This window comes from Pseudomonas sp. F007 (assembly GCF_057814275.1).
Window position 1 is genome coordinate 108,811 of the sequence record NZ_JBVATA010000002.1, and the last position, 12,475, is coordinate 121,285.

General features: G+C 57.4%; 12 protein-coding genes. All 12 read left to right on the top strand.

Going from position 1 to position 12,475, the window contains the following annotated elements:
- The 12 genes from yidC (at nucleotide 1) to atpA (ending at nucleotide 12,437) form a co-directional block, all read left to right on the top strand.
- Nucleotides 1–1,683, top strand: coding sequence for a membrane protein insertase YidC (gene yidC, locus ACZYR5_RS04700; RefSeq protein ID WP_489088959.1), 1,683 nt, complete (start codon nucleotides 1–3; stop codon nucleotides 1,681–1,683).
- Between the two features lie 79 nt (nucleotides 1,684–1,762).
- The gene (gene mnmE, locus ACZYR5_RS04705; RefSeq protein ID WP_489088958.1) at nucleotides 1,763–3,133 is read left to right on the top strand and encodes a tRNA uridine-5-carboxymethylaminomethyl(34) synthesis GTPase MnmE; all 1,371 of its coding nucleotides are present in this window, start codon (nucleotides 1,763–1,765) and stop codon (nucleotides 3,131–3,133) included.
- A 594-nt stretch (nucleotides 3,134–3,727) separates the two neighbouring features.
- Entirely contained in the window at nucleotides 3,728–5,620 is a 1,893-nt protein-coding gene (mnmG, locus tag ACZYR5_RS04710) for a tRNA uridine-5-carboxymethylaminomethyl(34) synthesis enzyme MnmG (protein ID WP_489088957.1), read from the top strand.
- Complete coding sequence (rsmG, locus tag ACZYR5_RS04715; protein ID WP_489088956.1) at nucleotides 5,617–6,261, top strand: 16S rRNA (guanine(527)-N(7))-methyltransferase RsmG; 645 nt, start codon at nucleotides 5,617–5,619, stop codon at nucleotides 6,259–6,261. Before mnmG ends, rsmG begins: the two co-directional genes overlap by 4 nt.
- A gap of 18 nt (nucleotides 6,262–6,279) precedes the next feature.
- Entirely contained in the window at nucleotides 6,280–7,077 is a 798-nt protein-coding gene (locus ACZYR5_RS04720) for a ParA family protein (RefSeq protein ID WP_489088955.1), read from the top strand.
- A 9-nt stretch (nucleotides 7,078–7,086) separates the two neighbouring features.
- Nucleotides 7,087–7,959, top strand: a complete 873-nt coding sequence (locus tag ACZYR5_RS04725; RefSeq protein ID WP_489088954.1) for a ParB/RepB/Spo0J family partition protein — start codon at nucleotides 7,087–7,089, stop codon at nucleotides 7,957–7,959.
- A gap of 148 nt (nucleotides 7,960–8,107) precedes the next feature.
- Nucleotides 8,108–8,515 (top strand): F0F1 ATP synthase subunit I, encoded by a 408-nt coding sequence (locus ACZYR5_RS04730; RefSeq protein WP_347902911.1) that lies wholly within the window; start codon nucleotides 8,108–8,110, stop codon nucleotides 8,513–8,515.
- Nucleotides 8,516–8,531: 16 nt separating this feature from the next.
- Entirely contained in the window at nucleotides 8,532–9,401 is an 870-nt protein-coding gene (gene atpB, locus ACZYR5_RS04735; RefSeq protein WP_489088953.1) for a F0F1 ATP synthase subunit A, read from the top strand.
- Between the two features lie 134 nt (nucleotides 9,402–9,535).
- Nucleotides 9,536–9,793, top strand: coding sequence for a F0F1 ATP synthase subunit C (gene atpE / locus ACZYR5_RS04740; RefSeq protein ID WP_003097235.1), 258 nt, complete (start codon nucleotides 9,536–9,538; stop codon nucleotides 9,791–9,793).
- A 58-nt stretch (nucleotides 9,794–9,851) separates the two neighbouring features.
- Complete coding sequence (locus tag ACZYR5_RS04745; protein ID WP_489088952.1) at nucleotides 9,852–10,322, top strand: F0F1 ATP synthase subunit B; 471 nt, start codon at nucleotides 9,852–9,854, stop codon at nucleotides 10,320–10,322.
- Nucleotides 10,323–10,334: 12 nt separating this feature from the next.
- Nucleotides 10,335–10,871: a F0F1 ATP synthase subunit delta gene (locus ACZYR5_RS04750; RefSeq protein WP_027616705.1), complete on the top strand. Its 537-nt coding sequence runs from the start codon at nucleotides 10,335–10,337 to the stop codon at nucleotides 10,869–10,871.
- Between the two features lie 21 nt (nucleotides 10,872–10,892).
- The gene (gene atpA, locus ACZYR5_RS04755; RefSeq protein WP_489088951.1) at nucleotides 10,893–12,437 is read left to right on the top strand and encodes a F0F1 ATP synthase subunit alpha; all 1,545 of its coding nucleotides are present in this window, start codon (nucleotides 10,893–10,895) and stop codon (nucleotides 12,435–12,437) included.
- The last annotated feature ends 38 nt before the right edge of the window (nucleotides 12,438–12,475 follow it).

The following is a 12,475-nucleotide window of genomic DNA, read 5'->3' on the forward strand; positions in this document are numbered from 1 at the left end:
ATGGATATTAAACGCACGATCCTGATCGTCGCCCTGGCAATCGTGTCCTACGTCATGGTTCTTAAATGGAACCAGGATTATGGTCAGGCTGCCCTGCCGACTCAGAATGTTGCTGCCAATCAGAATGCACCGGCTATTCCGGACGTCCCGCTTGGTAACAATGCTTCCGCCAGTGCCGATGTACCCAGCGCGAATGCCGATACCAGCACCCCTACCGAAACTCCGGTAATTGCCAACAAAGACCTCATCCACGTCAAAACGGATGTGCTCGATCTGGCAATCGATCCTCAAGGTGGTGATATTGCCCAGCTGATGCTGCCGCTGTATCCACGTCGCCAGGACCATCCGGAAATTCCGTTCCAGCTGTTCGATAACGGCAGCGAACGTACTTATCTGGCTCAAAGTGGCCTGACCGGTACCAACGGTCCGGACGCACGACCTACCGGTCGTCCGGTTTACTCGACCGAAAAGAAGACTTATCAACTGGCAGCTGGTCAGAACCAGCTGAACGTTGACCTGAAATTCAGCGACGCTGGGGTCAACTACATCAAGCGCTTCACCTTCACTCGCGGTTTGTACGATCTGAAAGTCACTTATCTGATCGACAACACCAGCGACAAGGCCTGGACCGGCAACCTGTTTGCCCAGCTCAAGCGTGATGCCAGTGCCGATCCATCGTCCACCACTGCTACCGGTACCGCCACTTACCTGGGCGCCGCCCTGTGGACAAGTGCCGAGCCGTACAAAAAAGTGTCGATGAAAGATATCGACAAGGGCGCGCTGAAAGAAACCGTCAACGGTGGCTGGGTCGCCTGGCTGCAACACTACTTCGTGACTGCCTGGATTCCAGCCAAGAACGACAGCAACGTGGTGCAGACCCGCAAGGACAGCCAAGGCAACTACATCATCGGTTTCACTGGCCCGGCGTTGACCGTTGCGCCAGGTGCCAAGGCTGAAACCAGCGCTACCCTGTACGCAGGTCCGAAAAGCCAGGCGGTACTCAAAGAGTTATCCCCAGGCCTGGAACTGACCGTCGACTACGGCATCCTGTGGTTCATCGCCCAGCCGATCTTCTGGCTGCTGCAACATATCCACGCGATTGTGGGTAACTGGGGCTGGTCGATCATCTTCCTGACCATGCTGATCAAAGGGATCTTCTTCCCGCTGTCGGCGGCCAGCTACAAGTCGATGGCACGCATGCGTGCAGTGGCACCGAAACTGGCTGCACTGAAAGAGCAACATGGCGACGACCGGCAGAAAATGTCGCAAGCCATGATGGAGCTGTACAAGAAAGAGAAGATCAATCCGCTGGGTGGTTGCTTGCCAATCCTCGTGCAGATGCCGGTATTCCTGTCGTTGTACTGGGTACTCCTGGAAAGCGTCGAAATGCGCCAGGCTCCATTCATGCTGTGGATTACTGACCTGTCGATCAAGGATCCGTTCTTCATTCTGCCGATCATCATGGGTGCAACCATGTTCATCCAGCAGCAGTTGAACCCGACTCCACCGGATCCGATGCAGGCGAAGGTGATGAAGCTGATGCCGATCATCTTCACCTTCTTCTTCCTGTGGTTCCCAGCTGGTCTGGTGCTGTACTGGGTAGTCAACAACTGCCTGTCGATCGCGCAACAGTGGTACATCACTCGCAAGATCGAAGCCGCGACGAAAAAAGCCGAGGCTTAATCCGGTCAGTGTGTAACCATTCAAAACGCCCCCTCGTGGGGCGTTTTGCTTTCTGTCATTTTTCTCGGGATATCGGTTTATGAGCGTTCCTCGTGAAACCATCGCCGCCGTCGCCACCGCCCAGGGCCGTGGGGGCGTCGGTATCGTGCGTATTTCCGGGCCTTTGGCCAGCGCTTCGGCGAAGGCCATCAGTGGTCGCGAACTCAAGCCACGCTACGCCCATTACGGCCCGTTCTTCAGTGCCGAGCAGGACGTGTTGGACGAAGGCATCGCCTTGTACTTCCCAGGACCCAACTCATTCACCGGTGAGGATGTGTTGGAACTGCAGGGGCACGGTGGCCCAATCGTTCTGGACATGTTGCTGCAGCGCTGTCTGCAATTGGGCTGCCGCCTGGCGCGGCCGGGTGAGTTCAGCGAGCGTGCGTTTCTCAACGACAAGCTCGACCTGGCGCAAGCCGAAGCGATTGCCGACCTGATTGAAGCCAGCTCCGCGCAAGCCGCGCGCAATGCGTTGCGCTCCCTGCAGGGCGCGTTTTCGCAACGTGTGCATAAGCTGACCGAGCAACTGATTGCATTGCGCATCTACGTCGAGGCGGCAATCGACTTCCCGGAAGAAGAAATTGATTTTCTCGCTGATGGCCACGTCCTGAGCCTGCTCGATGCCGTTCGCGACGAGTTATCCACGGTGCTAAGTGAAGCCGGGCAGGGCGCATTGCTGCGTGACGGGATGACTGTAGTGATTGCCGGCCGGCCCAATGCCGGTAAATCCAGTCTGCTCAATGCCCTGGCGGGTCGCGAAGCGGCAATCGTCACCGAAATCGCAGGCACGACCCGGGATATCCTGCGCGAACATATCCACATCGACGGTATGCCGTTGCACGTCGTCGACACCGCAGGCCTGCGAGATACCGATGACCAGGTCGAAAAAATTGGTGTGGAGCGCGCATTGAAGGCCATCTCCGAGGCCGATCGAGTGTTGCTGGTTGTCGACGCGACAGCGCCTGAGGCCCTGGACCCGTTCGCCTTGTGGCCGGAATTCCTCGAGCAGCGCCCTGACCCGGGCAAAGTGACGCTGATCCGCAACAAGGCGGACCTGACCGGGGAAGCGATTGAGCTACAGGTTTGCGATGATGGCCATGTCACCATCAGCCTGAGCGCCAAGGCGGCAGGAGAGGGCCTGGAGCTATTGCGCGATCATCTCAAGGCCTGCATGGGCTATGAGCAGACGTCAGAGAGCAGCTTCAGCGCCCGTCGTCGTCACCTGGAGGCCCTGCGCCATGCCAGCGCTTCACTCGAACACGGTCATGCACAACTGACGCTGGCCGGTGCCGGCGAACTCCTGGCTGAAGATCTGCGTCAGGCACAACAATCGCTCGGAGAAATTACCGGCGAGTTCAGTTCGGATGACCTGTTGGGCAGGATTTTTTCCAGTTTCTGCATCGGCAAATAGCCTTCTGCACGCTCGAATGAAGGGCGAAACGCCGAGCCAGGCAGCAGTTTCGCTCCATCGCTGACCCCTCATTACCTGTCACGCTTCCAACATTCCCAACCTTTTTCAGATCCCGAGCGGCTTTTCGTCGCGTCGGGTCGTTTTCCCGTGCCCGACATCCAGCCCAAAGTGTCTTCCTCTGTGGATTAAGCCCTGTGAATAACTGCCTTTAAGCTCAGTTGATAACAGGCCACCAAAACTGAGGAAAACCGCCCCTGTGGATAATCACCTCATTCATCCACAGGCTTATTCCGCTTATCCCATGGCCTCCGGCCTAGATGACCACAGACTTTTGAATCGCTGTACACATTGAATATAAAGGGGTACAGCACGTTATCCACAGAAATGTAGGCGCATAGAAATAAACATAAAAAGAAAGCTTTTATAAATTTCTTTCTTTTTAATTTCTATTGTTCGCGACTTACCCACAGCTGGTTAATTTTTGTGCAAAGGGTTCTTTAGGAAGGGCGAAGTCCCTATACTTGTCGACCAGGTCCGAAAACCTGAGCCCAAACTCTTTCTGATTACCTAACTGCAGCAGGCACGAGGTGCGTGGTGGATTTCCCTTCCCGTTTTGAAGTGATCGTCATCGGCGGCGGTCATGCCGGTACCGAGGCAGCACTTGCATCAGCACGTATGGGGGTAAAGACCCTGTTGCTGACGCATAACGTGGAAACCCTCGGAGCAATGAGCTGCAATCCCGCGATTGGCGGGATCGGCAAAAGCCACCTGGTCAAGGAAATCGACGCCCTTGGCGGCGCGATGGCCATGGCCACTGACAAAGGTGGTATTCAGTTTCGCGTCTTGAACAGCCGCAAAGGCCCAGCCGTGCGCGCCACCCGCGCCCAGGCCGACCGCGTTCTGTACAAGGCCGCGGTGCGCGAGATTCTCGAAAACCAGCCCAACCTGTGGATATTTCAACAGGCGGCCGATGACCTGATCGTCGAGCAGGACCAGGTACGCGGTGTTGTTACTCAAATGGGTCTGCGTTTCTTCGCGGATTCGGTGGTGTTGACCACCGGTACCTTCCTCGGTGGACTTATCCACATCGGCATGCAGAATTTTTCCGGCGGCCGTGCCGGCGATCCACCGTCGATCGCCCTGGCCAACCGTCTGCGTGAACTGCCCTTGCGCGTCGGCCGCCTGAAAACCGGTACGCCGCCGCGTATCGATGGCCGTTCTGTGGATTTCTCGGTGATGACCGAGCAACCGGGGGATACCCCGATCCCGGTGATGTCGTTCCTCGGTTCCAAGGAGCAACATCCACAGCAGGTCAGCTGCTGGATTACCCACACCAACGCCCGCACTCACGAGATCATCGCCTCGAACCTCGACCGTTCGCCGATGTACTCAGGCGTGATCGAAGGTATTGGCCCACGCTACTGCCCGTCGATCGAAGACAAGATCCATCGCTTTGCCGATAAGGAAAGCCACCAGGTCTTCATCGAGCCAGAAGGTTTGACCACTCACGAGCTGTACCCGAACGGGATATCCACATCCCTGCCGTTCGACGTCCAGTTGCAGATCGTGCAATCGATTCGCGGCATGGAAAACGCCCACATCGTTCGCCCAGGCTATGCCATTGAGTACGACTACTTCGATCCGCGCGACCTGAAGTACAGCCTGGAAACCAAAGTCATTGGCGGCCTGTTCTTTGCCGGCCAGATCAACGGCACCACCGGTTACGAAGAGGCCGGCGCCCAGGGTTTGCTGGCCGGGACCAACGCCGCACTGCGTGCGCAGGGCAGGGACAGTTGGTGCCCGCGTCGCGATGAAGCGTACATCGGGGTACTGGTCGACGACCTGATCACCCTCGGGACTCAGGAACCGTACCGGATGTTTACTTCCCGGGCGGAATACCGATTGATCCTGCGTGAAGACAACGCCGACCTGCGTTTGACCGAAAAAGGCCGTGAGTTGGGCCTGGTCGATGACGTGCGTTGGGCCGCATTCTGCAACAAGCGTGAAGCCATCGAGCTTGAAGAACAGCGCCTGAAAAGCACCTGGGTTCGTCCCGGCACTGCGCAAGGCGATGCCATCGCGGAAAAATTCGGCACGCCGCTAACTCACGAGTACAACCTGCTGAGCCTGCTGACCCGTCCGGAAATCGACTACGCTGGGCTGATCTCGGTCACCGGTGAAGGCGCCGAGGACCCACAGGTCGCCGAACAGGTAGAAATCAAGACCAAGTACGCTGGCTACATCGACCGTCAACAGGACGAAATCGCCCGCCTGCGTGCCAGCGAAGACACCAAACTGCCTGTGGATATCGATTACACGGGCATTTCCGGTCTTTCCAAAGAGATCCAGAGCAAGCTCGGTGCGACGCGCCCGGAGACCCTGGGCCAGGCTTCGCGAATCCCGGGTGTGACCCCGGCGGCGATTTCGCTGTTGATGATTCATTTGAAAAAACGCGGCGCAGGCCGTCAGTTGGAGCAAAGCGCTTGAGTTCGTTGGTCACCGCGCAACACGCCGAAGAATTATCCACAGGCGCCCGCCAGTTGGGCGTCAACCTGAGCGCCAGCCAGCACGAGCAACTGCTGGGTTACCTGGCCCTGTTGATCAAATGGAACAAGGCCTACAACCTGACGGCCGTGCGTGATCCGGACGAAATGGTTTCGCGGCATTTGCTCGACAGCCTCAGCGTCATGTCGTTTATCGAAAACGGTCGCTGGCTGGATGTTGGCAGCGGCGGCGGCATGCCGGGTATTCCGCTGGCCATCCTGTTTCCGGAGTCGCAGGTCACCTGCCTGGACAGCAATGGCAAGAAAACCCGCTTCCTGACCCAGGTCAAACTCGAACTCAAGCTGGATAACCTGCAAGTTATCCACAGTCGCGTCGAAGCTTTCCAGCCGCCACTGCCTTTCAACGGGATCATCTCCCGGGCGTTCAGCAGCATGGAGAACTTCAGCAACTGGACACGCCACCTCGGCGACCGCGACACACGTTGGCTGGCAATGAAGGGCGTTCATCCCGCGGATGAGCTGGTAGCATTGCCGGCAGACTTCCACCTCGATAGCGAACACGCCTTGGCCGTACCTGGTTGCCAAGGCCAACGCCATCTGCTGATACTGCGCCGCACGGCATGATTGGGAACACAAGCAAGAATGGCTAAGGTATTCGCGATTGCGAACCAGAAAGGTGGTGTGGGCAAGACCACCACCTGCATCAACCTCGCAGCATCCCTGGTCGCCACCAAGCGCCGGGTGCTGCTGATCGATCTTGATCCACAGGGCAACGCCACCATGGGTAGCGGTGTGGATAAACACGGCCTGGAAAACTCGGTCTACGACCTGTTGATCGGCGAATGCGACCTGGCCCAGGCCATGCATTACTCCGAACACGGTGGCTACCAGTTGCTTCCAGCCAACCGCGACCTGACGGCAGCCGAAGTGGTGCTGCTGGAAATGCAGATGAAGGAAAGTCGTCTGCGCAGCGCCCTGGCGCCGATTCGCGAGAGTTACGACTACATTCTGATCGACTGCCCGCCGTCGCTGTCGATGCTCACGCTGAATGCGCTGGTTGCCGCCGATGGGGTAATTATCCCCATGCAGTGCGAATACTTTGCCCTCGAGGGTTTGAGCGACCTTGTGGATAACATCAAGCGTATCGCTGAACTGTTGAACCCGAACCTGAAGGTCGAAGGCCTGCTGCGGACCATGTACGACCCGCGCCTGAGCCTGATGAACGATGTGTCGGCCCAGCTCAAGGAGCACTTCGGCGAACAGTTGTACGACACGGTTATCCCGCGCAACATCCGCCTGGCCGAAGCGCCGAGCTATGGCATGCCGGCGTTGGCCTATGACAAATCATCGCGTGGCGCCATTGCCTACCTGGCATTGGCTGGCGAGATGGTTCGCCGCCAACGCAAACACTCACGTGCCACCGCTGCTCAGGCAACTTAAGGAATCCCCATGGCCGTCAAGAAACGAGGTCTCGGACGTGGACTGGATGCACTGCTGAGTGGTCCGACTGTCAGCGCGCTGGAAGAACAGGCGGTGCAGGCGGAACAGCGTGAGCTGCAACACCTGCCCCTGGACCTGCTGCAGCGTGGTAAATACCAGCCGCGTCGCGACATGGATCCGCAGGCACTGGAAGAGCTGGCGCAATCGATCAAGGCCCAGGGCGTGATGCAACCCATCGTGGTGCGCCCCATTGGTGGCGGTCGCTTTGAAATCATCGCCGGTGAGCGTCGCTGGCGTGCGAGCCAACAGGCCGGCCAGGAAACTATCCCGGCGATGGTCCGTGAAGTCTCGGATGAAACTGCCGTCGCCATGGCGCTGATCGAGAACATCCAGCGCGAAGACCTCAATCCAATCGAGGAAGCCGTTGCGTTGCAGCGCCTGCAGCAGGAATTCCAGCTGACGCAGCAGCAAGTCGCCGATGCCGTGGGCAAATCCCGGGTGACTGTGGCCAACCTGTTGCGCCTGATCGCCTTGCCGGAAGTCATCAAGACCATGTTGTCCCATGGCGATCTGGAAATGGGTCATGCCCGTGCTTTGCTGGGTTTGCCGGAAAATCAACAGGTTGAAGGGGCGCGACACGTTGTCGCACGGGGCCTTACCGTGCGCCAGACTGAAGCCCTGGTTCGCCAGTGGTTGAGTGGCAAACCGGAGGCGGTGGAACCGGTCAAACCGGATCCGGATATCGCCCGTCTGGAACAGCGTCTGGCCGAGCGCCTAGGCTCTGCGGTGCAGATCCGCCACGGGAAGAAGGGAAAAGGCCAGTTGGTGATTGGCTATAATTCACTGGATGAGCTTCAAGGTGTCCTTGCACACATCCGCTGAAACATTTCCTCATGTAGCGTGCAGTCGGAAATCACTACCTGACAGTTGAATAGGGGCTGAACCGCCCCTATACTCTGCGCGCATTTTGTCGGCACAAATTATGCCAAGTCATTGCGTTCTGGCAGCCGACCTTTGAGGAGCAAGAGTGATGGAAACACGCACGCCAAACCGCTTGCCGTTCCATCGCTTGGCGGTTTTTCCGGTGTTGCTGGCTCAGTTTGTCGTTGTGCTGGTAGCCGCTTTGGCGCTCTGGCAATGGCATGGAGTCGTAGCCGGATACTCGGGACTCTGCGGAGGCCTGATAGCTTTGCTTCCCAATGTTTATTTCGCTCACAGGGCATTTCGGTTTTCCGGCGCCCGAGCAGCTCAAGCCATCGTCCGGTCATTTTATGCCGGCGAGGCGGGCAAACTGATTTTAACGGCAGTGCTGTTTGCACTGACGTTCGCAGGTGTGAAGCCATTGGCGCCGTTAGCAGTCTTCGGTGTCTTTGTGTTGACCCAACTGGTCAGCTGGTTCGCTCCCCTGCTGATGAGAACAAGACTTTCGAGACCTTAGGGCGTTTGAGGCAACCATGGCAGAGACAACCGCTTCGGGCTATATCCAGCACCACTTGCAGAACCTGACTTTCGGTCAGCATCCTACCGGCGGCTGGGGCTTTGCCCACACCGCAGCAGAAGCCAAGGAAATGGGCTTCTGGGCTTTCCACGTCGATACCCTCGGCTGGTCGGTCGCATTGGGTCTGATCTTCGTTCTTCTTTTCCGCATGGCGGCGAAGAAAGCAACTTCCGGTCAACCGGGTGCCTTGCAGAACTTCGTTGAAGTATTGGTCGAATTCGTCGATGGCAGCGTGAAAGACAGCTTCCATGGCCGTAGCCCGGTGATTGCACCGCTGGCACTGACCATCTTCGTCTGGGTGTTCCTGATGAACGCCGTCGACCTGGTTCCGGTCGACTGGATTCCGCAACTGGCCATGGCCATCAGCGGCGATCCGCACATCCCATTCCGCGCTGTATCGACCACTGACCCGAACGCAACTCTGGGCATGGCGTTCTCGGTATTCGCGCTGATCATTTTCTACAGCATCAAGGTCAAGGGCATCGGCGGCTTCATCGGCGAACTGACCCTGCACCCGTTCGGCAGCAAGAACATTTTCGTTCAAGCCCTGCTGATCCCGGTGAACTTCCTGCTGGAGTTCGTGACGCTGATCGCCAAGCCAATCTCGCTGGCACTGCGTCTGTTCGGCAACATGTATGCCGGCGAACTGGTGTTTATTCTGATCGCTGTGATGTTCGGCAGTGGTCTGCTCTGGCTTAGCGGCCTGGGCATTGTTCTGCAGTGGGCGTGGGCTGTGTTCCACATCCTGATCATCACCCTGCAGGCGTTTATCTTCATGATGCTGACCATCGTCTACCTGTCGATGGCACACGAAGAGAACCATTAAGGCTGGCTTCGGCTAGTCTGATGTCCCTCTCGTCTCGGCGGGAGGGGGCCCATCACGGGCTTGATGAAACGATTTGTTTTACCGCTTTAAATTAAAAAAACCTAAACCATACGACGTAAAAGTCGGGAGGAAAGATGGAAACTGTAGTTGGTCTAACCGCTATCGCTGTTGCACTGTTGATCGGCCTGGGCGCACTGGGTACCGCAATTGGTTTCGGCCTGTTGGGCGGCAAGTTCCTGGAAGGCGCTGCGCGTCAACCAGAAATGGTTCCAATGCTGCAAGTTAAAATGTTCATCGTTGCCGGTCTGCTCGACGCCGTAACCATGATCGGTGTTGGTATCGCTCTGTTCTTCACCTTTGCGAACCCGTTCGTTGGTCAGATCGCTGGCTAATTACTCGGATCTTCCGAGTAATTTGATGTGATGGACAACGTAACTGCGAGGTGTTGGCGTGAACATTAATGCGACCCTGATTGGCCAGTCCGTTGCGTTCCTGATTTTTGTACTGTTCTGCATGAAGTTCGTATGGCCTCCGGTCATTACGGCGCTGCGTGAACGTCAAAAGAAGATCGCGGATGGACTGGACGCTGCCAGCCGAGCAGCTCGCGACCTGGAGTTGGCCCACGAGAAAGTGGGTCAGCAACTGCGCGAAGCGAAAGCTCAGGCAGCTGAAATCATCGAGCAAGCCAAGAAGCGCGGTTCTCAGATTGTCGACGAAGCCCGTGAACAGGCTCGCGTCGAAGCTGACCGTGTGAAGGCTCAGGCTCAGGCCGAGATCGAACAGGAAATCAACAGTGTCAAAGACGCGCTGCGCGCCCAAGTGGGTAGCCTGGCCGTTGGTGGTGCTGCGAAGATCCTGGGTGCCACAATCGATCAAAACGCGCACGCAGAGCTGGTTAACCAACTGGCTGCTGAAATCTAAGCGAGGGCGATCATGGCAGAACTGACCACGTTGGCCCGACCTTACGCTAAGGCGGCCTTCGAGCACGCTCAGGCCCACCAGCAACTGGCCAATTGGTCAGCCATGCTCGGCCTGGCAGCAGCGGTGTCGCAAGACGACACCATGCTGCGCGTGCTCAAGGCCCCGCGACTGACGAGCGCAGAAAAGGCCGCCACGTTCATTGACGTGTGCGGCGACAAGTTTGATGTGAAGGTACAGAACTTCATCCACGTCGTTGCCGAAAACGACCGTCTCCCGCTGTTGCCGGAGATCGCCGCTCTGTTCGACCTGTACAAGGCCGAACAAGAGAAGTCGGTAGACGTGGAAGTGACCAGTGCTTTTGCATTGAACCAAGAACAGCAAGACAAACTCGCCAAGGTTCTCAGTGCACGACTCAACCGGGAAGTGCGCCTGCAAGTCGAGGAAGACAGCTCCCTTATTGGTGGTGTTGTCATCCGCGCCGGCGACCTGGTTATCGATGGCTCGATTCGCGGCAAAATCGCGAAACTTGCCGAAGCATTGAAATCTTGAGTTTGAAGGGGCAGCAGAGCAATGCAGCAACTCAATCCTTCCGAAATAAGTGAAATTATCAAGGGCCGCATCGACAAGCTCGATGTGACCTCCCAAGCCCGTAACGAAGGCACTGTCGTCAGCGTATCTGACGGCATCGTGCGGATTCACGGTCTGGCCGACGTAATGTACGGCGAGATGATCGAGTTTCCGGGCGGCGTCTACGGTATGGCCCTCAACCTGGAGCAAGACTCCGTAGGTGCCGTTGTATTGGGCGCTTACCAGTCTCTTGCCGAAGGCATGAGCGCCAAGTGCACTGGCCGCATCCTCGAAGTTCCAGTTGGTAAGGAACTGCTGGGTCGCGTAGTCGACGCACTGGGTAACCCAGTTGACGGCAAAGGTCCGCTGAACAACACCGAGACCGACGCGGTCGAGAAAGTTGCTCCAGGCGTGATCTGGCGTAAGTCGGTAGACCAGCCTGTACAGACTGGCTACAAGGCTGTCGATGCCATGATCCCTGTCGGCCGTGGCCAGCGTGAGCTGATCATCGGTGACCGTCAGATCGGTAAAACCGCTCTGGCGATCGACGCGATCATCAACCAGAAAGACAGCGGCATTTTCTGCGTATACGTAGCAATCGGTCAGAAACAATCGACCATCGCCAACGTTGTGCGCAAGCTGGAAGAAAACGGCGCTCTGGCCAACACGATCATCGTGGCTGCCAGTGCTTCGGAATCTCCTGCACTGCAATACCTGGCACCGTACTCCGGTTGCACCATGGGCGAATACTTCCGCGACCGCGGTGAAGACGCGCTGATCGTTTATGACGATCTGTCCAAGCAAGCAGTGGCTTACCGCCAGATTTCCCTGCTGCTGCGCCGTCCACCAGGCCGTGAAGCTTACCCAGGCGACGTGTTCTATCTCCACTCCCGTCTGCTGGAGCGCGCATCCCGCGTTTCGGAAGAGTACGTAGAGAAGTTCACCAACGGCGCAGTGACCGGCAAAACCGGTTCCCTGACCGCACTGCCGATCATCGAAACCCAGGCTGGCGACGTTTCCGCGTTCGTTCCGACCAACGTGATTTCCATCACCGACGGTCAGATCTTCCTGGAATCGGCCATGTTCAACTCGGGCATCCGCCCTGCAGTGAACGCCGGTGTTTCGGTATCCCGTGTGGGTGGTGCCGCTCAGACCAAGATCATCAAGAAGCTGTCCGGTGGTATCCGTACCGCTCTGGCTCAGTACCGTGAACTGGCGGCATTCGCCCAGTTCGCTTCTGACCTGGACGAAGCGACCCGTAAGCAACTTGAGCATGGTCAGCGCGTAACCGAGCTGATGAAGCAGAAGCAATACGCGCCAATGTCGATCGCCGACATGTCGCTGTCGCTGTATGCCGCTGAGCGTGGGTTCCTGACTGACATTGAAAACGCCAAAGTCGGCAGCTTCGAACAAGCGCTGATTGCTTACTTCAACCGCGATCACGCCGCCTTGATGGCGAAGATCAACGTGAAGGGTGACTTCAATGACGAAATCGACGCTGGCCTGAAAGCCGGTATCGAGAAGTTCAAGGCCACCCAAACCTGGTAAGCCGCAGCGGGGGCCGCGAGGCTCCCGCTTGCTAACCT

Bases quoted from the DNA above. Each gene is read 5' to 3' on its own strand.
- yidC (WP_489088959.1), top strand. From the start codon at position 1: ATGGATATTAAACGCACGATCCTGATCGTCGCCCTGGCAATCGTGTCC.
- mnmE (WP_489088958.1), top strand. From the start codon at position 1,763: ATGAGCGTTCCTCGTGAAACCATCGCCGCCGTCGCCACCGCCCAGGGC.
- ACZYR5_RS04720 (WP_489088955.1), top strand. From the start codon at position 6,280: ATGGCTAAGGTATTCGCGATTGCGAACCAGAAAGGTGGTGTGGGCAAG.
- ACZYR5_RS04725 (WP_489088954.1), top strand. From the start codon at position 7,087: ATGGCCGTCAAGAAACGAGGTCTCGGACGTGGACTGGATGCACTGCTG.
- ACZYR5_RS04730 (WP_347902911.1), top strand. From the start codon at position 8,108: ATGGAAACACGCACGCCAAACCGCTTGCCGTTCCATCGCTTGGCGGTT.
- atpB (WP_489088953.1), top strand. From the start codon at position 8,532: ATGGCAGAGACAACCGCTTCGGGCTATATCCAGCACCACTTGCAGAAC.
- atpE (WP_003097235.1), top strand. From the start codon at position 9,536: ATGGAAACTGTAGTTGGTCTAACCGCTATCGCTGTTGCACTGTTGATC.
- ACZYR5_RS04750 (WP_027616705.1), top strand. From the start codon at position 10,335: ATGGCAGAACTGACCACGTTGGCCCGACCTTACGCTAAGGCGGCCTTC.
- atpA (WP_489088951.1), top strand. From the start codon at position 10,893: ATGCAGCAACTCAATCCTTCCGAAATAAGTGAAATTATCAAGGGCCGC.